The 19,127-nt window shown below is 63.2% G+C and carries 20 protein-coding genes and 1 pseudogene; 11 read left to right on the top strand and 10 right to left on the bottom strand.

All coding sequences use genetic code 11. The annotated features are described in order from the left end of the window. Together AKL28_RS25120 and AKL28_RS19145 are read left to right on the top strand one after the other, a co-directional pair. Positions 1-202, top strand: a pseudogene (locus AKL28_RS25120) (histone-like protein 2); the annotation flags it as partial. Between the two features lie 337 nt (positions 203-539). Then, entirely contained in the window at positions 540-1,079 is a 540-nt protein-coding gene (locus AKL28_RS19145) for a YggT family protein (RefSeq protein WP_050469779.1), read from the top strand. A 102-nt stretch (positions 1,080-1,181) separates the two neighbouring features. On the opposite strand, the gene AKL28_RS19140 is transcribed toward AKL28_RS19145, so the two are convergent. The 9 genes from AKL28_RS19140 to AKL28_RS19100 form a co-directional block, all read right to left on the bottom strand. Continuing rightward, positions 1,182-1,763, bottom strand: coding sequence for a peroxiredoxin (locus AKL28_RS19140; protein ID WP_050469775.1), 582 nt, complete (start codon positions 1,761-1,763; stop codon positions 1,182-1,184). A 65-nt stretch (positions 1,764-1,828) separates the two neighbouring features. Then, a complete protein-coding gene (locus AKL28_RS19135; RefSeq protein WP_050469773.1) occupies positions 1,829-2,764 on the bottom strand; it encodes a carbohydrate kinase family protein in 936 nt (311 codons plus the stop codon). 105 nt (positions 2,765-2,869) lie between these two features. Beyond that, on the bottom strand, positions 2,870-4,078 hold the full coding sequence (locus AKL28_RS19130; RefSeq protein WP_050469771.1) for a DUF3426 domain-containing protein: 1,209 nt from the start codon (positions 4,076-4,078) through the stop codon (positions 2,870-2,872). A gap of 4 nt (positions 4,079-4,082) precedes the next feature. Next, a complete protein-coding gene (gene prmA, locus AKL28_RS19125; RefSeq protein ID WP_050469769.1) occupies positions 4,083-4,997 on the bottom strand; it encodes a 50S ribosomal protein L11 methyltransferase in 915 nt (304 codons plus the stop codon). Between the two features lie 14 nt (positions 4,998-5,011). Further along, positions 5,012-6,388, bottom strand: coding sequence for an acetyl-CoA carboxylase biotin carboxylase subunit (gene accC, locus AKL28_RS19120; protein ID WP_050469767.1), 1,377 nt, complete (start codon positions 6,386-6,388; stop codon positions 5,012-5,014). 175 nt (positions 6,389-6,563) lie between these two features. Continuing rightward, complete coding sequence (accB, locus tag AKL28_RS19115) at positions 6,564-7,028, bottom strand: acetyl-CoA carboxylase biotin carboxyl carrier protein (protein ID WP_050469765.1); 465 nt, start codon at positions 7,026-7,028, stop codon at positions 6,564-6,566. A 146-nt stretch (positions 7,029-7,174) separates the two neighbouring features. Next, complete coding sequence (gene aroQ / locus AKL28_RS19110) at positions 7,175-7,612, bottom strand: type II 3-dehydroquinate dehydratase (RefSeq protein ID WP_050469764.1); 438 nt, start codon at positions 7,610-7,612, stop codon at positions 7,175-7,177. Between the two features lie 94 nt (positions 7,613-7,706). Next, positions 7,707-8,228 (bottom strand): TlpA family protein disulfide reductase, encoded by a 522-nt coding sequence (locus AKL28_RS19105; protein WP_050469763.1) that lies wholly within the window; start codon positions 8,226-8,228, stop codon positions 7,707-7,709. Then, entirely contained in the window at positions 8,225-8,866 is a 642-nt protein-coding gene (locus AKL28_RS19100) for a hypothetical protein (protein WP_050469777.1), read from the bottom strand. Before AKL28_RS19100 ends, AKL28_RS19105 begins: the two co-directional genes overlap by 4 nt. Before the next feature lie 122 nt (positions 8,867-8,988). On the opposite strand from AKL28_RS19100, the gene mpl reads away from it, so the two are divergent. The 9 genes from mpl to AKL28_RS19055 all read left to right on the top strand — a co-directional run bounded on the left by mpl (position 8,989) and on the right by AKL28_RS19055 (position 17,885). Next, the gene (gene mpl / locus AKL28_RS19095; RefSeq protein WP_050469762.1) at positions 8,989-10,368 is read left to right on the top strand and encodes a UDP-N-acetylmuramate:L-alanyl-gamma-D-glutamyl-meso-diaminopimelate ligase; all 1,380 of its coding nucleotides are present in this window, start codon (positions 8,989-8,991) and stop codon (positions 10,366-10,368) included. After that, positions 10,365-10,973, top strand: a complete 609-nt coding sequence (locus AKL28_RS19090) for a YqiA/YcfP family alpha/beta fold hydrolase (RefSeq protein ID WP_050469760.1) — start codon at positions 10,365-10,367, stop codon at positions 10,971-10,973. Before mpl ends, AKL28_RS19090 begins: the two co-directional genes overlap by 4 nt. Next, positions 10,973-11,572, top strand: coding sequence for a chorismate--pyruvate lyase family protein (locus AKL28_RS19085; protein ID WP_050469758.1), 600 nt, complete (start codon positions 10,973-10,975; stop codon positions 11,570-11,572). Before AKL28_RS19090 ends, AKL28_RS19085 begins: the two co-directional genes overlap by 1 nt. Before the next feature lie 17 nt (positions 11,573-11,589). Then, positions 11,590-13,671 (top strand): ribonuclease catalytic domain-containing protein, encoded by a 2,082-nt coding sequence (locus tag AKL28_RS19080; protein ID WP_050469757.1) that lies wholly within the window; start codon positions 11,590-11,592, stop codon positions 13,669-13,671. A gap of 55 nt (positions 13,672-13,726) precedes the next feature. Beyond that, complete coding sequence (gene tolA, locus AKL28_RS19075; RefSeq protein ID WP_050469755.1) at positions 13,727-14,608, top strand: cell envelope integrity protein TolA; 882 nt, start codon at positions 13,727-13,729, stop codon at positions 14,606-14,608. 62 nt (positions 14,609-14,670) lie between these two features. Continuing rightward, complete coding sequence (gene aroE / locus AKL28_RS19070) at positions 14,671-15,486, top strand: shikimate dehydrogenase (protein ID WP_050469753.1); 816 nt, start codon at positions 14,671-14,673, stop codon at positions 15,484-15,486. Between the two features lie 27 nt (positions 15,487-15,513). Continuing rightward, complete coding sequence (gene mtgA, locus AKL28_RS19065) at positions 15,514-16,221, top strand: monofunctional biosynthetic peptidoglycan transglycosylase (protein WP_050469752.1); 708 nt, start codon at positions 15,514-15,516, stop codon at positions 16,219-16,221. Between the two features lie 196 nt (positions 16,222-16,417). Continuing rightward, a complete protein-coding gene (gene corA / locus AKL28_RS19060; RefSeq protein ID WP_050469750.1) occupies positions 16,418-17,383 on the top strand; it encodes a magnesium/cobalt transporter CorA in 966 nt (321 codons plus the stop codon). 130 nt (positions 17,384-17,513) lie between these two features. After that, complete coding sequence (locus tag AKL28_RS19055) at positions 17,514-17,885, top strand: hypothetical protein (RefSeq protein WP_231602510.1); 372 nt, start codon at positions 17,514-17,516, stop codon at positions 17,883-17,885. Positions 17,886-17,966: 81 nt separating this feature from the next. On the opposite strand, the gene AKL28_RS19050 is transcribed toward AKL28_RS19055, so the two are convergent. Next, positions 17,967-19,097 carry an anhydro-N-acetylmuramic acid kinase gene (locus tag AKL28_RS19050; RefSeq protein WP_050469748.1) on the bottom strand — a complete coding sequence of 377 codons (1,131 nt, stop codon included), beginning with the start codon at positions 19,095-19,097 and terminating at the stop codon, positions 17,967-17,969. Positions 19,098-19,127 lie beyond the last annotated feature (30 nt).

Below are 19,127 nucleotides of genomic sequence, written 5' to 3'. Positions count from 1 at the left end.
TAAGAAGCCGGCAGCAGCCAAGGCAGCAGCGCCGAAGAAGCCGGTCGCCGCTAAGAAGCCGGTAGCAGCCAAGGCAGCAGCTCCGAAGAAGGCAGTTGCAGCAAAAAAGCCGGCAGCTAAGCCGGCCGCAGCTCCGGCTGTGAAGACTGTGCTGAACCCGGCAGCGGCTTGGCCGTTCCCGACCGGCACCAGCCGTCCGTAATACGGGCGTCTCTGCCGCCTGATCTTTTCAGGCAAAATCCCGCTGTATGGCTTCGCGCCATACAGCGGTTTTTTTTGTCCGGTGTTTGCGGTGATGGCGCGATCCTTGCCATATGCTGCTTGCGTACCGATGATGCGGATGTTCCAGGCACGTGTGCTGCCCATCCGTTTTTATGCCGCAAGGGACTGGCAATGCGCAGGAATGGCACAATATGGAGGCGAAGAGTTTGGCGCCTCAAGGCCAGGGATGCTTGGCGATTGCGCCAATGCGCTCTAGTATGTGCGCTGCAATGTTCCGGCCGTTCCGGCCACCAGATTTGTCACTGATGGAGATCTCCGTGCTGCATAGTATTTTCATGTTGATCGTCGATGCCGTCGCCAGCATTCTGGCCGGCGTCATGCTATTGCGCTTCTGGATGCAGGTGGTGCGTGTGCGTCCGCCACAGTCGGTCGGGCAGTTCGTCTATCAGCTGTCGGACTGGCTGGTCAAGCCGTTGCGCCGCGTGATGCCGGGTGGCGCTTATGATTGGGCCAGCTTGCTCGGGGCCTTCATGATCGTGCTGCTGTCGATTGTCGCCGCCGTCGGCATCGATTCCGGTTTCGACTTCAAGATCATCTTGCTGTTGTCGCTGGTGCGCTTTCTCCAATGGATCTGCTACGGCTTCATGGCGACGCTGATCATCGAAGCGGTCTTCAGCTGGGTCAATCCCTACGCTCCCCTCGCGCCTTTCGTGCGGGCACTCAACGAGCCGCTGCTGCGTCCGTTGCGCCGCATCATTCCGCTGATCGGCGGTGTCGACCTTTCCCCGCTGGCGGTACTGATCCTGCTGCAGATTGCGGTGCGCGTGATCAGTACACTGCTGCTGTCGCTGGCTTGAGGCGCATTCCACAGGCCGCGCCCAAACGCCTCGTGCAGGCAGAAACAAGAAAGCCGGACATATGTCCGGCTTTTTCATTGGTGCGGCGGCGCCTTGCTTCGATTATTGTTTTTTCCTGGCCGACCACTGCTCCAGTGCATGCATGGTGTTCTCTACATGCTTTTCCGGATTCATGTCGGTGTATTCATAGATGATGGAGTGATCCGGCGCGATCACGTAAGAGGTGCGGCTGGCGCGCTCGGCGTTCTTGTTCAGCACTGCATCGTAGGACTTCATGATCTTCTGGTCGACATCGGCGGCCACCGGAAACTTGCTGCGGCACTCGCTGACCGAGAACTTGTTGAGCGTGTCGATGTTATCGGCCGAGACCCCGATCACCGTCGCGCCCAGAGCCTTGTAGCGGTCTGTCGCTTCGGCGAACAGGTGGGCTTCGATGGTGCAGCCGGTGGTAAAGGCGGCCGGATAGAAGTACAGCACCACCGGTCCGTTCTTGAGGGCCGCGTTCAGCGAAAACGTCGAGACCTGGCCGCCCAGCGAGGACGGCGCGGAGAAGTCCGGCGCCTTCTCGCCGGGTTTGAGTACGGCAAAGGCCGGCTGGGCCAGCAGGGCAGTGGCCAGCAGCAGCGGGGTGGCTGCCCGGCGCAGGCGGTGGAGGGCGGATTGTTCGGACGAAGTCTTCAACATGGTGCATCTCCTTAAGGTGATTCATCGCCGGCGCCCACGGTGCCGACGCTAGTGCCGTGCAAGCATCAATCGAAGCGGTAACCGAAGGCCTTCTGGAAGCGCTCCTCGATCTCGGCCTTGGACGGTGTATGGTTTTGCGGGCCTTGCGAAGCGATCTTGATCGAGCCCATCAGGCTGGCCAGGCGGCCGGTGGTTTCCCAGTCGAAGCCTTCGGTCAGGCCGTGCAGCATGCCGGCACGGAAGGCGTCGCCGCAGCCGGTAGGATCTTCGATCTTTTCGGCCGGCACGCAGGGGATGTCGATCTTCTTGCCGCCTGTGAAGATTTCAGCGCCCAGTTCGCCGCGGGTGACGACCAGGGCCGAAACGCGCTCGGCGATCTGCGCCAGCGACAGGCCGGTGCGCGCGGTCAGCATCTCGGCTTCATAGTCGTTGACGGCGACGTAGGTCGCCAGGTCGATGAAGTGCTTGAGATCGTCGCCGCCGAACATGGGCATGCCTTGGCCCGGATCGAAGATCAGCGGGATCTTCAGTTCGGCGGCCTGTTTCGCGTGCTGCAGCATGCCGTCGCGGCCGTCAGGCGCGACGATGGCGAACTTGACGGCGCCGGCATCGGCCACCTTGTTCTCGTGCGAGAACGTCATCGCACCCGGGTGGAAGGCGGTGATCTGGTTGCTGTCCGCATCGGTGGTAATGAAGCATTGTGCCGTGAACGACGAATCGATCACGCGTACGCATTGGGTGGAAATCCCCAGCTCGGCGAAACGTTCCATGTAGGGTGCGCTGTCCAGGCCGACGGTGGCCATCACTACCGGCACGCCGCCCAGGAGCTTGAGGTTGTAACCGATGTTGCCGGCACAGCCGCCGAACTCGCGCCGCATGGTCGGCACCAGGAAGGACACGTTGACCTTGTGCAACTGGTCTGCCAGCAGCGCTTCGGCGAAGCGGCCCTCGTATTGCATGATGTTGTCGTAAGCGAGGGAACCGCAGATGAGTGAGCTCATGGGGAAAGGGAAAGTAGTGGTGAATGCCGCATTGTAGAAGAAAGCGGCAAGGAGTTCAGCACTGTCTTACGGAAATGGCCCGGGCCAGGCGGATGGCCGCCAATATCAGGGGTAGAACAGGTAGATGTGATAGCCGGAGACCAGCACATCGTTCAATTCGAAGGTCAGCCTGATCTGCTGTTCGCTTTCGCCGGCGATGCCGTTGTCCGGCTGCTGTGGCTTGGCCAGGTATTCGCGCGGCCGGAACACGCGGCGCACCACCGGCTTTTCATCATCGTTGTTGAGCGTGAGCTCGATATACGGCCATGCCTGCGGCGTGTCGCTGCGGTTGCGCAGCACCAGGGACAGGGCGTAGATGTTCTGGTTGGGCGGCACCACCTGCAGCTCGTTCGATTCCAGCGACAGGCGGTCGATCTCGGCCGGCAGGCCGACCGTGCAATGGAACGCGGCGCACATGCCGTTGAGCATCGGGAGCAGCGGCGGTACGGCGACCGCCAGCTGATTGCGCCAGTAATAGGTAGATTGCAGCAGCAGGATGGGAACCATGGCGCCAGCCAGCACCATCATCACGATCTTCGTGACGTGGCCGAGCCGTTCCTTGCGTTCAGCCTTTTTGACGAAAGCCGGTTCATCGGTTTCATCATAGGCATCTTCCTGCTCTTGCCCGGCGTCTGCCTTGTCTTGGTCTGAATGGCTCTCTTCGCTGGCGGCCGTGCGGGCCGCCGCCCGCTCGTAAGCGGTGAACGGATTCTCGTCGAAAGTGCCTGCCTGGGGCGCGGCGCCGGGAAGCTGTTCCGCTTCAGCCAATGCGCCGGTATCCGGGGCATGCGGTTCATGCTGGTCGTCTATGTGGTTTGCATCGGATGGCGTAAGCGGCAGCGGGAAGCGATCCGCTTGCTCCGATGCGCGCAGCGGCATGCTCAGGTCGGGGATGTAGCCCGGATTATCGGGCGAGCGGAATACGTTGGGTTCGGCGATGGCCGGAACAGGCGCAGGTGCAGTCGTCACAGGAGCCATCGGAACCGGAGTATTGACCTCGGGAACCGGGCTGTGTGTGGCAGGTGGGGTGCCCATAACGGCTGCAGGTGCAGCCGTGGACTTGGCAACCGGCATCGCCGCCGAAGCAGCCTGTGCCTTGCTGCCCGGCGCGGGCTGGTAATAGCCATCGCTGACGCTGGCTTCCACCAGGTATTCGTTGCCGTTGAAGACTTGCTTGCAGCTACCGCAGCGGACCAGGCCGCCACGCAGTTTGAGTTGGTCGCCGGCGACCCGGAAGATGGTGAAACAATGTGGACATTGGGTCGCCAACGCCATGCGCTTACTCCGGCAAGCGGCCTGCCAGCGCCACCCAGCCTTCGTGCTCGGCCCATACCGTCAGCGGGATGTAGGGAGCATAGGCGGCAATGACTTCCTGTGCCTGCCGGTCCAGCACGCCCGAGAGCACCAGCGCGCCACCCGGGGCAACCCGGCCGGCCAGCATCGGCGCCATCAACTGCAGCGGGCCGGCCAGGATGTTGGCCACCACAACTTCGAAGCGTTCGCCTTCCGGATGCGCCTGGGCAAAGGCCTCCGGCAGGAAATAAGCGACTTCACACTGGTTGCGCGCCGAATTGTAGTTGGCCGCTTCCAGCGCCTGGGGATCGATATCCACGCCGATCACTTGCGGCACGCCGACCTTGGCTGCCACCAGCGCCAGGATGCCCGAACCGCAGCCGTAATCCAGCAGAGTCCTGGTTTGGGTGGCATTGGTTTCCAGCCATTCCATGCACAAGCGGGTGGTGGGATGGCTGCCGGTGCCGAAGGCCAGGCCGGGGTCCAGTTCCAGCACCAGCGCGTCGCTGTCCTGCGGCGCATCGTGCCAGCTTGGCACTACCCAGATGCGCTGGCCGATATGGATGGGCTCGAACTGCGATTGCGTCAGGCGCACCCAGTCCTGCTCTTCCACTTCGCGAGTAGCGAAGGGCAGGGCGTAGCCCAGGCCGATGGCTGTGGTCGCGTCAGCCACGATGGTCGCCAGGTCGGCATCCTTGCCGGCCAGCGCGACCACGCGGCTGCGGTCCCAGGCCGCTTCATCGGGCTCCATGCCGGGTTCGCCGAACAGCGGACGCTCGGCATCCGTGCCTTCATCCGCGTCTTCCACCGACACCGACAAAGCGCCAGCCTCCATCAGGGCATCGGACAACGCCTCCGCCTGCTCACGCGCCACTTCGATGACGATTTCAACCCAACCCATTGATCACTTCACTTTCACTTCTTGGTTTTGTCGGCGTCCGACGATGCCGGTCGTTCCGACAACTTGTGTTCCAGATAATGGATATTGGTTCCACCTTCGAAGAAGCGCGCATCCACCATCAGCTCGCGGTGCAGCGGGATGTTGGTCGAAATGCCTTCGACCACCATTTCCGACAGCGCGATCTGCATGCGGCGGATGGCTTGCTCGCGGGTGGTGCCGTAGGCAATCACCTTGCCGACCATGGAGTCATAGTTGGGCGGGACGAAATAGCCGGAGTAGGCGTGCGAATCGACGCGGATGCCAGGGCCGCCCGGCACGTGCCATGCCGTGATGCGGCCTGGCGACGGGATGAACTTGAACGGGTCTTCGGCGTTGATGCGGCACTCGATGGCGTGGCCCTTCAGCTCGATGTCGCGCTGGCGGTAGCGCAGCTTCTCGCCAGCGGCGATGCGGATCTGTTCCTGCACGATGTCCACGCCGGTGATCATTTCGGTCACCGGGTGTTCGACCTGAACGCGGGTGTTCATCTCGATGAAGTAGAACTCTTCGTTTTCATACAGGAACTCGAAGGTGCCGGCGCCGCGGTAATTCATCTTGCGGCAGGCTTCGGCGCAGCGTTCGCCGATCTTCTCGATGATCTTGCGCGGGATGCCCGGTGCCGGCGCTTCCTCGATCACCTTCTGGTGGCGGCGCTGCATCGAGCAGTCGCGTTCGCCCAGCCAGATGGCTTGCTTGTGCTCGTCGGCCAGGATCTGGATTTCCACGTGGCGCGGATTTTCCAGGTACTTCTCCATATAGACTTCCGGATTGCCGAATGCGGCGCCGGCTTCCGTCTTGGTCATGGTCACGGCGTTGATCAGCGCGGCTTCGGTATGCACCACGCGCATGCCGCGTCCGCCGCCGCCGCCGGCCGCCTTGATGATGACCGGATAGCCGATCTTGCGGGCGATCTGGACGATTTCCTTCGGGTTGTCAGGCAGGGCGCCTTCCGAGCCCGGCACGCAAGGCACACCGGCGCGGATCATCGCCTGCTTGGCCGACACCTTGTCGCCCATCATGCGGATGTTTTCGGCGCGCGGGCCGATGAAGACGAAGCCCGATTTTTCCACACGCTCGGCGAAATCGGCGTTTTCCGACAGGAAACCGTAGCCGGGGTGGATAGCCTGGGCATCAGTCACTTCGGCGGCGCTGATGATGGCAGGCATGTTCAGGTAGGACAGCGCCGAAGGCGCCGGGCCGATGCATACCGATTCATCCGCCAGCTTCACATACTTGGCTTCGCGGTCGGCTTCGGAGTGCACGACCACGGTCTTGATGCCCAATTCGCGGCAGGCGCGCTGGATACGCAGGGCAATTTCGCCACGATTGGCGATCAGGATTTTTTCAAACATAACTGGAATGAGGCGTCGCTAAGGTCAAGCGTTATAGGTTCCGGATGTCGGGGCCGCGGCGCGCCATCTTGGCGCAAGCAGCCCGCATCGACAGTACAGCATTTCCGCTTCGGTTGCCGCCCAGGGGCGGCGCCATCCGGCCAAGTCGGGAATGCCATCCGATCCGGTGCGTCGATCAGCCCAGCACGAACAGGGGTTGGCCGAATTCGACCGGTTGGCCGTTTTCCACCAGGATCTGTTTGACCACGCCACCCTTGTCGGCGTCGATTTCGTTCAACAGCTTCATGGCTTCGATGATGCAGAGGGTATCGCCTTCCTTGACTTCCTTGCCGATCTCGACGAACGCCGGTGCGCCGGGAGCGGAGGAGCGGTAGAAGGTGCCGACCATGGGCGACTTCACGATATAGCCTTCAGGAACAGCGGCGGCCGGGGCTGCGGCCGGAGCAGCCGCAGGTGCTGCGGCCAGCGGCGCGGCGACGGGTGCATACGCTTGCTGCTGCGGCATCATCACGACCTGGTTTTGTGTATTCGGGGACGATTTGACGATCCTGACCTTGCTTTCGCCTTCAGTGACTTCAAGCTCTTCGATAGCCGATTCGGCAACCAGGTCGATCAGCGTCTTGAGTTTTCGTAAATCCATTTGAATCCCTCGGAATGTAGATGAGAAGTTAAATAATCGCCGGCAGTCGGTCGCGGCCGGCAGTATCGGTGTATTGCTTGTTGCTGGTTTCTTGATGTGTCCGTTCAGGCGCGGATAAGCAGATAAATAAGCAGCTAAGCCTGCCGTCAGGACTGACGCAGCCAGTAGTCGACCGCCAGGCGGTAGCCGTCGACTCCAAAGCCGCATATGACTGCCCGGGCAATGCCGGACAGGTATGAAAAATGACGAAATTCCTCGCGTTGATGAATATTGGAGATATGTACTTCCACGAACGGGATGGCCACGCCGGCCAGCGCATCGCGCAGGGCCACGCTGGTGTGGGTCAGGCCGCCGGGGTTGATGACGATGGCATCCACACCCTCTTCGCGGGCCTGGTGGATGCGGTCGATCAGCGCGCCTTCATGGTTGCTTTGGAAGGCCTGCAAAGCGGCGCCGGCGGCGCGGGCTTGTTCCTGGGCCAGCCGTTCAACATCGGCCAGCCTGGTCGATCCATAGACTTCCGGCTCTCTGGTCCCGAGCAGATTCAGGTTCGGGCCATTGAGGAGAAGAAGTTGTTTTGCCATGGAGGTTAAGCCCCGTTTGACGACGATGGGCGCATTTTGCCGTCAAATGACATTATTTGGCAAGAAAAACTTTCTTTTGGCGGATTCTGGGGATTTACAACTGGGAGAGATCCTGGCGCAGCTCATCGAAGTTCAAGCGGCCCAGATAGATCTTTTTGACTTTGCCGTCCTTGCCCACCAAAGCGGTGAAGGGAAGGCCGCCTGCCTGATTGCCGAATTGCCTGAGCAAATCGGTGGCGCCGGTTCCAGCAACGTAGAGAGGATAGCGGATTTGGTATTTTTGTGCAAATTTGGCGATATTGTCCTGACTATCGACGCCAATTCCCAGAATTTGTACGGGAGCAATATCTTTCTGCAGGGCCGTCAGCTCGGGCATTTCTTCCACGCAGGGGCCGCACCAGGTAGCCCAGAAGTTGACGACAAGCGGCTTGCCTTTCCATTGCGCCAGCGACTGCTGCTGTCCCGACGCATCCGGCATCGATTGCGACAGCAGCCGGTTCAGGGCCAGGGTTTCCGGCGAATCGGGCGGCGTGCTGCGGTGGCTGGCATACATGCCCACCCCCACGCAAATGACGGCAACGATAATCAACAGGATGGTATTGCGCAGCTTCTTCATTGATTTTCTTTCTCGAAGGTTTCTATCAGGCGGGCCAGCGCGGCCGCATCGCCGCGTTCCGGGCGTTTGCCCGAGGCGGTGCGCACGCTGCCGCGCAGGTCGTCTTCTTCATACAGGGCCAGATGGGCCAGTTCCGGCGCCGCGCCTTTTTGCGGCAACAGGAAGCTCAGCGTCTCCACCGGCTGGCCATTGCGAAAGTGCGGCGTCTCGCCGACTTCGAAATTCACGTTCTTGTTCAATAAGAAGATTTCCACATCCTTGGCGCTGGGCGTGAACAACTGCAAGTGGATGTCCGAATGCTCACCGGCGGTGCCGTTGAACACGGCGCCGGTGATATAGGGACGGAAAGCTTGCAGATCCTGCATCAGTTTCAGCGCCACCCGGCGCAGGTGCTGCAGGCGTGCCGGCTGGGTGTCCGCGAAGAAAAGTTCGTTATACAGGCGGACTTCTTCTTCGATCTCTTCATTATCGGGCATGATCTCGCCGCGCACTTTCTGGTTGCCCAGGAGCTGCTTGGCCGCCTTGCGCTTGGCGGTGCCATAGTCGGCGCCGTCTTCGGCAATCATGCGCGCAGCCGCCGCAGCGATCTCGGCGCGCAGTTGTTCGGTCGGGGAGATGAAGTCTGGCATGGGCGACATCATACCCGCTGGCGGCCAGAGTCGTCCGGCCCCGGCCATCTTGCGCCGGTTTTGTGCGGCCGGGACTGGGGGCGGTGCCCCTGCCTCAGGTAAAATCCCGGGATTACACCCGAAGACTTGTTATGTATATCCACATTCTCGGCATTTGCGGCACCTTCATGGGCGGCTTGGCCGTCCTCGCCAAGGAAGCCGGCCACAAGGTGACCGGCTGCGATGCCAATGTCTACCCGCCGATGAGCACCCAGCTTGAGGCCCAGGGCATCGAGCTGATGCAAGGTTTCGATCCGTCCCAGGTGGACCTGGCGCCCGACCTGTTCGTGATCGGCAATGTCGTCTCGCGCGGCAATGCGCTGATGGAAGAGATCCTCAACCGTGGCCTGCCTTATGTTTCCGGCCCGGAATGGATCGGCCGCCATATCCTGCAGGACAAATGGGTGCTGGCCGTGGCCGGCACGCACGGCAAGACCACCACCTCGGCCATGCTGGCCTGGATCCTGGAACATGCCGGCTACAATCCGGGCTTCCTGATCGGCGGCGTGCCGATGAACTTCGGCATTTCCGCGCGCCTGGGCAGCGATGGCCAGGGCGGTCCATCGCCGTTCTTCGTGATCGAAGCCGACGAATACGACACCGCCTTCTTCGACAAGCGCAGCAAGTTCGTGCACTACCGCGCGCGCACCGCGATCCTGAACAACCTTGAATACGACCACGCGGATATCTTCCCCGACCTGGCCGCCATCGAGACCCAGTTCCATCATCTGGTGCGCACCGTGCCCGGCATCGGCCGGCTGGTGGTCAATGGCCGCGAACCGGCGCTGCAGCGCGTGATCGCACGCGGCTGCTGGAGCGAACGCGAAGACTTCGGCGTGGCCCAGGGCGCCGGCTGGGCGCTGGCCAACCATGACGACGGCCGCTTCGATGTGCTGTTCAATGGCGAGTTGCAAGGCACGGTTGCCTGGGAACTCACCGGCGAGCACAACCGCATGAATGCACTGGCTGCGATCGCTGCCGCGCGCCATGTCGGCGTGCCGCCGGCCCAGGCCATCGAGGCGCTGGGCGCGTTCCAGAGCGTCAAGCGCCGCATGGAGTTGCGCGGCACCGCCAATGGCGTGGCCGTGTACGACGACTTCGCCCACCACCCGACCGCGATCGCCACCACCGTGGCCGGCCTGCGCAAGAAGGTCGGCGCGGCACGCATCCTGGCCGTGCTGGAACCGCGTTCCAATACCATGAAGCTGGGCACCATGAAGGAAGCATTGCCGCCCAGCCTGGCTGACGCCGACCTGGTGTTCGGCTATGGCGCCAGCGCCGGCAAGGACGCGCTCGGCTGGGACCTGGCCGAGGCACTGGCGCCGCTGGGCGCCAAAGGCGCCGCCTTCGATGACCTCGGTGCGCTGGTGCAGGCAGTCCGGGCCGCGGCCAAGCCGGGCGACCATGTACTGGTGATGAGCAACGGCGGCTTCGGCGGCGTGCACCAGAAAATCCTGGACGCGCTGGCATGATCCTCTACCTGCATGGCTTCCGCTCCTCGCCGCAGTCGTTCAAGGCGCGGCTGATGGGGCAGCGCATGCGCGAATTGGGTTTGCAGGATTTGTACGCCTGTCCGCAACTGCCGGCTTCCCCGGCGGACGCCATCGCGCTGGCCCGGTCCATCGCAGACGGCGCCGACCTAGGGCGGCTCACTATCGTCGGTTCCTCGCTGGGCGGCTTTTACGCCACCTGGCTGGCCGAGCAATACGGTTGCCGCGCGGTGCTGCTCAACCCGGCGGTCAAGCCGCCGCGCGAGCTGGAATCCTATGTCGGCGTGACCACCCACTACCACTCCGATGAACCCTTCGAATTCAAGCGCGAATATATCGATGAATTGCGCGCGCTGACGGTGGACAAGGTCAGCCGGCCCGAGCGCTATTTCCTGATCGCCGCCACCGGCGACGAAGTGCTGGACTGGCGTGAAATGGTCGCGCACTATCCCGGCGCGCGCCAGATCGTGATCGACGGCAGCGACCACGGCATTGCCGAATTCGCCGACTATATCGATGACGTGCTGGCGTTTTGCGGCGTGGATGGTTCGGCGGAAGCAGGCGCTTCGGGCAAGGCGGTGTCCTGATGCCGCATTCGTTGTGCAAGGCGGCATGGATGTCGCATCCGCAGGCGTTGGCGTCGCTGCTGGCGGCCGATGGCGAGTTGATGCGCCGGACCCGTTCGTGGCTGGCCGATCCCGGTTCGATGACCCTGAAGCTCAAGGCGCGCACCCGCGATTTCTCGGTGCGCCTGCTGCGCCAGCGGCCGGGCGCGATCCTGGCCGATGAGTATCTGGCCCTCGGCGTGCCGGCGCGCAGCCGGGTGGTCGAGCGCGACGTGATCCTGCATTGCGACGGCCGGCCGGTAGTGTTCGGCCACACCGTGCTGTCGACCTCGTCGGTGAAGTCCGACTGGCCGTTTTTCAGCAAGCTGGGCAACACGCCGCTGGGCGCCAACCTGTTTTTCGATCCATTGGTGGGGCGCAGCCCGATCGAGTACGCGCGGCTGCAATCCAGCCATCCGCTGATGCGTCGCATCGCGGCAGCGCTGCCCGGCGAGGCCATTCCCGCCGCCCTGTATGCCCGCCGTTCGCTGTTCTCGCGTCGCGGCGGCGTGCTGATGGTCACCGACGTTTTCCTCCCGGCACTGGCAGCTCTGATGCGCGCCGATGTCCGTTCCATGTAAAGAGTTAGAAGCAGACGATGAATTTATTGTTCGAAGAATCCGGCGACTTCAAGGCTGGCTCCATCATGACCCAGCAGGGCGAGTCGTATCAGGTCGAGATGGCCTCCGGCAAGCGCAGCAAGGTCAAGTCGCGCGACGCGCTGTTGCAGTTCGCCGCACCCGGCCCGCAGGAGTTGATGCAGCAGGCCCAGGCCATCGCCGATGACATCGACCTCGACTTCCTGTGGGAAGTGGCGGGCGAAGAGGAATTCGGTTTTACCGAGCTGGCCGCCGAATACTTCGGCCATGCGCCGCTGCCGCCGGAAGCGGCCGGCTTGCTGTTGCGCCTGCATACCGCGCCGGTCTACTTCTATAAGAAGGGCCGCGGCCGCTACAAGGCGGCGCCGCAGGCGTCGCTGCAAGCTGCGCTGGCCGGTCTGGAAAAGAAGAAGCAGCAGCTCGCGGTGCAAGCCGAGTATGTCGAGGAGCTCAAGGCCAACCGCCTGCCCGAAGCCTTCAAACCGATCGCGCTGCAACTGCTGTTCAAGCCCGACAAGAACAGCATCGAATTCAAGGCGCTCGACGCCGCCAGCAAGGAATTGCAGACCACGCCGCAGCGCCTGATGCTGGCTGCCGGCGGCATCGCCTCGCCCAAGGACCTGCATTACGCCAGGTTCCTGTATGAATACTTCCCGCGCGGCACCGGCTTTGCCGCCATCGACATCCCGGCGCCGCCGACCGGCCTGCCGACCGCCGAGGTGCAAGCCTTCTCGATCGACGACGTCACCACCACCGAGATCGACGATGCCTTGTCGGTCACGCGCCTGCCCGACGGCAAGCTGCGGGTGGGTATCCACATCGCCGCCCCGGGCCTGGCCATCAAGCGCAACGACGCTATCGACGACATCGCCCGTGCGCGCATGTCGACCGTCTACATGCCGGGCGAAAAGATCACCATGCTGCCGGACGACCTGGTCGCGGCCTACACGCTGGACGCCGGCGCCGCCCGTCCGGCCCTGTCGCTGTACGCCACGCTGGATGCCCAGACCTGGGAAGTGCTGGCGACCGAGACCCGCGCCGAGCTGGTGCCGATCGCCGCCAACCTGCGCCACAACGACCTCGACGAACTGGTGACCGAAGAGGCGCTGGCCGAGGGCCGCGGCGACTATCCGCACAAGGACGAGATCGCGCTGCTGTGGCAGTGGGTGCAGTTGCTGGAGCAGGGCCGCATGGCCAAGCGTGAAAGCTTCGGCTTGCGTCCCGAGCAGAACAACCGCGTCGACTTCAATTTCTACGTCGAGGACGACGTGGTGTCCATCGTGCGCCGCAAGCGCGGCGCGCCGCTGGACAAGATCGTGGCCGAGCTGATGATCTTCGCCAACAGCACCTGGGGCAAGCTGATGTCCGACCATGGCGTGCCAGGCATTTACCGCGCCCAGGGCGGCGGCGCCGGCGGCTGGGCGGCCAAGATGCAGGTGCGCATGGTGACCCACGCCGCGCCGCACCAGGGCCTGGGCGTGGACCAATACGCCTGGAGCACCTCGCCGCTGCGCCGCTATACCGACCTGGTCAACCAATGGCAGATCCTGGCCTGCATCGAACACGGCGTGACCGCGCCGCTGGTCGCGCCTTTCAAGCCGCGCGACGCCGACCTGTTCGCCATCGTTTCCGGCTTCGACGCTGCTTATTCCGGCTACGCCGATTTCCAGTCGACCATGGAGCGCTACTGGTGCCTGCGCTGGCTGGCGCAGGAAAACGCGCGTACCGTCGACGCCGTGGTGCTCAAGGAAGAGATCCTGCGCCTGGCCGAGATCCCGCTGGTGTTGCGCATGCCGGGCTTGCCCGTATTGGCGCGCGGCCTGCAGGTCAAACTCGACCTGTTGCGCTGGGACGAGGTCGACCTCTCGGTCGAAGCGCGCCTGCTGGAGGTGCCGGCGGCTGCGGGGCAAGCGTTGGCCGATCTGGGCGATGAAGAAGATGAGTTGCCCGACGGTATGGGCGGCGAGAGTGACGAAGCGGACGGCGATGACCCCAGCGAGGGCGAAGACGAAGCCGGCGGACAGGCAATTGCGGATGGGACGGACGGCGCTGAAAACAAGCCCGCCGATGCCGCGCAATGAGCCGGTGCTGGCGTAGAATTGCTGCTTTGACCATCTTCGGCCATCCGTTCCAGCTGTGAACCTGTTTTCCCAACACCGTCTGCTGAGCCTCGCGCTCGGCATCTCGCTGCTGGTGCACGGCGTGCTGCTCGCCGTGCATTTTGCCGCGCCCGATGCCTTCCGCCTGAAGCCGTCCGACCCGGACCTGGAAGTGATCCTGGTCAACGCCAAGCACGACAAGAAGCCGCTCAACGCCGACGCGCTGGCGCAGGCCAACCTGGACGGCGGCGGCAATGTGGACAAGGGCCGCGCCAAGTCGCCGTTGCCGGACATGAAGCGGCAGGAAACCGGCGACAGCGTGAAGGCCGCCCAGCGCCGCGTCGCGGAACTGGAAGAGCAACAGCGCAAGATGCTGGCGCAGATGAAGCCGACGGTGCCGCATGTGGCCAGTGCGGAAGAGATCAAGCCCAAGGAAGAGCCCAAGCTCAACGCGCGCGACATGCTGGAGACGGCCCGTGCGATGGCGCGCATGGAAGCCGAGGTGGCCAAGAACATCGAGGAATACAACAAGCGCCCCAAGAAGACCCAGATCACGCCCAGCACGCGGGAGGTCGGTTACGCCCAGTACTACAAGACGCTGCAGGACAAGATTGAAAAGGTCGGCACGCTGAATTTTCCGACCAAGGACGGCAACAAGCTGTATGGTGAGCTGCTGGTGATCATCCCGGTGTTCCAGGACGGCACCATCTACGAGCGCGATGGCGGCGTGGTGGTCAAGACCAGTTCCGGCAATCCGGCGCTGGACCAGGCGGCGGTAGCCATCGTGCGGCGCTCGGCGCCGTTCGGCCGCTTCCCGGATAACATGCGCACCACCGGCCGGGATGACGTTTGGGAAATCGTGACGCGCTTCCGTTTCACGCGTGACCAGGGATTGCAGGCGCAATTCGGCGCCGGCTGACAGGCAACAGGCCCCGGGGCATCGGACAATAAGACAGGCAAACACGGAACAGGTGGATCAACATGGATGCATACGTCGTCATCGGCAATCCGATTGCCCATAGCAAGTCTCCCGAGATTCATGCGCAGTTCGCCGCCCAGACCGGGCAGGCGCTGCACTATGAGCGGCTGCTGGCGCCGCTGCATGGTTTCAAGGCCAGTGTGCAGGTGTTCCAGCGCAACGGCGGGCGCGGCGCCAACGTCACGGTGCCGTTCAAGCTGGAGGCGCATGCGCTGGCCGACAGCCTGTCGGAACGCGCGCGGCTGGCCGGCGCCGTCAATACGCTCAAATTCGATGGCGGCCATATCCATGGCGACAATACCGATGGCGCCGGCCTGGTCACCGACATTACGGTCAATGCCGGCCAGGCGCTGGCGGGGCGCCGTATCCTCTTGCTGGGCGCCGGCGGCGCCTCGCGCGGCGCGCTGCTGCCATTGCTGGAACAGCGGCCGGCCGAGCTGGTCGTCGTCAACCGGACCCAGGCCAAGGCCGATGAACTGGCCGCGCAGTTTGCCGAATATGGGCCAGTCAGGAGCGCCGCCTATGCCGACCTCGATGGCGTGTTCGACCTGATCGTCAACGCTACCTCGGCCAGCCTGAACGCCGACCTGCCGCCGCTGCCGGCGACCGTCTATGGGCCCGAGACGCTGGCCTACGACATGATGTACGGCCGCCAGCCCACGGTGTTCATGCAGAGTGCGCAGGAGCACGGCGCCATCGCCCGCGACGGCCTGGGCATGCTGGTCGAGCAGGCCGCCGAAGCCTTCCTGCTGTGGCGCGGCGTGCGCCCCGATACGTCGGAGGTCTTCGCCAGCTTGCGCCGCCAGTTGGCTGAATAAATCCAGGGCATTGACGCGACCAGCCACATGAAATTCGTACGCAAGCTGCTACTCTGGATCATCCTTTTGCCCATCGCCTGCGTGCTGTTGCTGCAGGCGTATTTCTTCGTGCAGATATGGTGGTGGACCGACCATAATCCCGTCTCCACCAGTTTCATGCGCCAGCAGTTATCGATCCTGCGCGAGAAGAATCCCGATGCCCAGTTGCAGTTCAAATGGGTGCCGTACAACCGCATTTCCAACAATCTCAAGCGCGCCATCATCGCCTCCGAAGACTCCAATTTCTCGGAGCACGACGGCGTCGACTGGGATGCCTTGCAAAAGGCCTACGAGAAGAACGAGAAGAAGGGCAAGGTGGTGGCCGGCGGCTCCACCATCACCCAGCAACTGGCCAAGAACCTGTTCCTCTCGGGCGAGCGCAGCTACCTGCGCAAGGGGCAGGAATTCATCATCACTTACATGCTTGAATTCCTGATGGACAAGCAGCGCATCTTCGAGATCTACCTGAACGTGGTCGAATGGGGGAATGGCGTATTCGGCGCCGAGGCCGCGGCCCAGCACTATTACCGTACCTCGGCCGCCGGTCTCGGCCCCGAGCAGGCCGCGCGCCTGGCAGTGATGCTGCCGCGGCCGCGCTTCTACGACAAGAACCGCGGCTCGGGTTACCTGGCTGCCCGCACCGGATTGATCCTGCGGCGCATGAACGCGGCCACCTTGCCTCCAGCCCATCCCTAGAGCCTGTTTATGGCCGCCACCGGGCCGGCCGGATGACAGGCGCATGACATCAGCACGTTGCCATGTGCCGCGCTTGCCTGGCGCAATCGTTGAACGTACACTTGCGCACGTTCCGGGCGTCGCCTGCCTGGATACCGGTACAGACACCGATGTGCCGCTCGCGCGCCATCCTATGCGTTCCAGCCAGTGAGACTCCATGATTAATGTATTCGTATTGCAAAACGGACGACTCAACCAGGTCAACATCGACAGCCGTTCCGACCTGGAGCAGGTCTCGCCGGTCTGGGTCGACCTGACGGAGCCGAGCGATGAGGAACGCGCCTGGATCAAAAGCATTTATGGCGTGACCTTGCCTGACGAAGACGAGTTCAGCGACATCGAAGCCTCAGCCCGCTATTTCGAGGCCGAAAACGGCGACCTGCACCTGCGCACCGACTTCCTGTTCGAAGGCGACGACGAGGCCTCCTCCGCGATGACGGTGGCGTTCATCCTGGCGCGCAACATCCTGTTCTCGGTGCATTCGGAAGACTTGCCGGTGTTTCGCCTGGTGCGCATGCGCGCACGCTCCCGCCCGGGCTCGATCGGCGACTATCGGGATGTGCTGCTGGAACTGTACGAGACCGATGCCGAATACTCCGCCGATGCGCTGGAAGGCATCTACCAGAAGCTGGAAGCGGTCAGCACCAGCGTGCTCAAAAAGAGCCTGTCCGACCAGGATGCCGCCGCAGTGCTCAACACCATTGCGCACGAAGAAGACTTGAACGGCCGTATCCGCCGCAACATGATGGACACCCGGCGCGCGGTCAGCTTCCTGATGCGCGGCCGCCTGCTGAGTTCCGAGCAGTTCGAGGACGCGCGCCAGATCCTGCGCGACATCGAATCGCTGGACGGCCACACCGCCTTCCTGTTCGACAAGATCAACTTCCTGATGGATGCCACCGTCGGCTTCATCAACATCAACCAGAACAAGATCATCAAGATCTTCTCGGTGGCCTCGGTGGCGTTCTTGCCGCCTACGCTGATCGCCAGTATCTACGGCATGAACTTCAAGTGGATGCCGGAGCTGGACTGGGGGGCGGGTTATCCGCTGGCCATCCTGATGATGGTCGGCTCGGCGATTGCCCCGTTCTGGTACTTCCGCCGGCGCGGCTGGCTCAATTGAGCGCAGGCTTCCTGTCTGTCGCCGGCGACGTTTCTGTTTTTCTGACGGCCATTTGAGCCATTTTCCGATGCGATGCGCCATCCGGATGGCGCACACTCCTTCCACCCATATGGATTGGCAGGAGAACTTCATGCGACACATGCGACATCATTATTCCTCGCTCGCCATCATTGGCTTGAGCTTTGCCGGTGTCTTGCTGGGTTGCTCGGGCCTGTACTCCAATAGCCCCTTGGCGCTGCGAAGGCAGAACGTTGAGCGCGTGGCCTCCTATTCCGGTACCGGGGTGGTCGAGTCCATCGAAGTGGTCCATCGGGAAGGCAGTGGCGTGGCCAGCACAGCGGGCAGCAGGATCCAGCGCGACAATGCGGCCGCCAGGCAGATCTACAATATCCGCGTGCGCATGGACGACGGTTCCCTGCCAACGTTCGCACAGGAAGACAGCACCGATTTTCGTGTCGGCGACCGTGTGCGTTTGGAGGATGGGCGGATTTCGCGCTATTGAAGGCTGACGTCAATAGCCGGCCCGGCCGACAAAAAAATCCCCCGTTCAGACGGGGGATTTTTTATTGCCTGTCGTGAGGCGTCATGCCGGATAAAGCGCGCCCAGCACGCGCAGCCCGCGCGCTCCGGTGACAGCCGGCAGGTTGCCCGGCAGGCGCAGGTCGAAACGGCACGCCAGCCAGGCGAAAGCCAGCGCCTCTACCTGATTGGGAGCGATGCCCAGCGCCGCCGTGGATTGCACGCTGGCGCGTTCTTGCAGCGCCTGTTGCAGCAGGCGCATCAGGAAACGGTTCTCGGCGCCGCCGCCGCAGACATACACCTTGTGCGCATCGGGCGCGTGGGTTGCGATGGCGTCGGCGATGGTGCCGGCGGTCAGCATCGTCAGTGTGGCTTGTACGTCGGCTGGCGCCACCGCTTCGCCGGTTTTGAGCATGGCCGCCTGCAGCCAGTCCATGTGGAACAGGTCGCGCCCTGAACTCTTGGGCGGGGCCAGGCGGAAGAAATTTTCATCGCGCAGATGCCGCAGCAATCCGTCGTGCACTTTCCCCGACGCGCCCCAGTCCCCATTGGCGTCGTAGCGTTGGCCCTTGTGCAGTTTGATCCAGGCATCCATCAGGGCGTTGCCGGGGCCGGTGTCGAAGCCGTAGGTAGCCTGGCCGGCGCCTGCCGGCAGGATGCTGACGTTGGCGATGCCGCCGATGTTGACCACCACGCGCGACTCCAGATCGTCGCCGAACACGGCACGGTGGAAGGCCGGCACCAGCGGCGCGCCCTGGCCGCCGGCGGCGACGTCGCGGCTGCGGAAGTCCGCTGCCACATCGATGTTGGACAGCTCCGCCAGCAGCGCCGGGTTGTTGGTCTGGCGCGTGAAGCCCAGTTCCGGGCGGTGGCGGATGGTCTGGCCATGCACGCCGACCATGCGGATGTCGGCGGCGCTGTTGCCGGTTTGCCGCAGCAATTGCGCCACGCAATCGGCGTAGTGCACGGCCAGCGCGTTGGCGGCCAGCGCCTCGCGCTCGATCTCGTTGGGGCCGGCCGCTTGCAGCGCCATGAGGTCGGCGCGAAGGTGTTCGGGGAAGGGCACGTAGGCCGCGGCCAGCGTAGCCGAGATGGTGTCGCTGCCGGGGGCGAAGGAAGCCAGCACGCCGTCGACGCCGTCGAGGCTGGTGCCGGACATCAGGCCGATGTAGAGCGTGGGGGCGGAGGCTGGCATGGGCGCGGACAAATAAAAAGGGCGGTCGCT

It is taken from the genome of Herbaspirillum chlorophenolicum, from assembly GCF_001189955.1.
Classification (GTDB): Bacteria; Pseudomonadota; Gammaproteobacteria; order Burkholderiales; family Burkholderiaceae_D; genus Herbaspirillum; species Herbaspirillum chlorophenolicum.
Note: the sequence above shows the minus strand (reverse complement) of the source record. Positions and strands in the feature narration are given on the sequence as shown.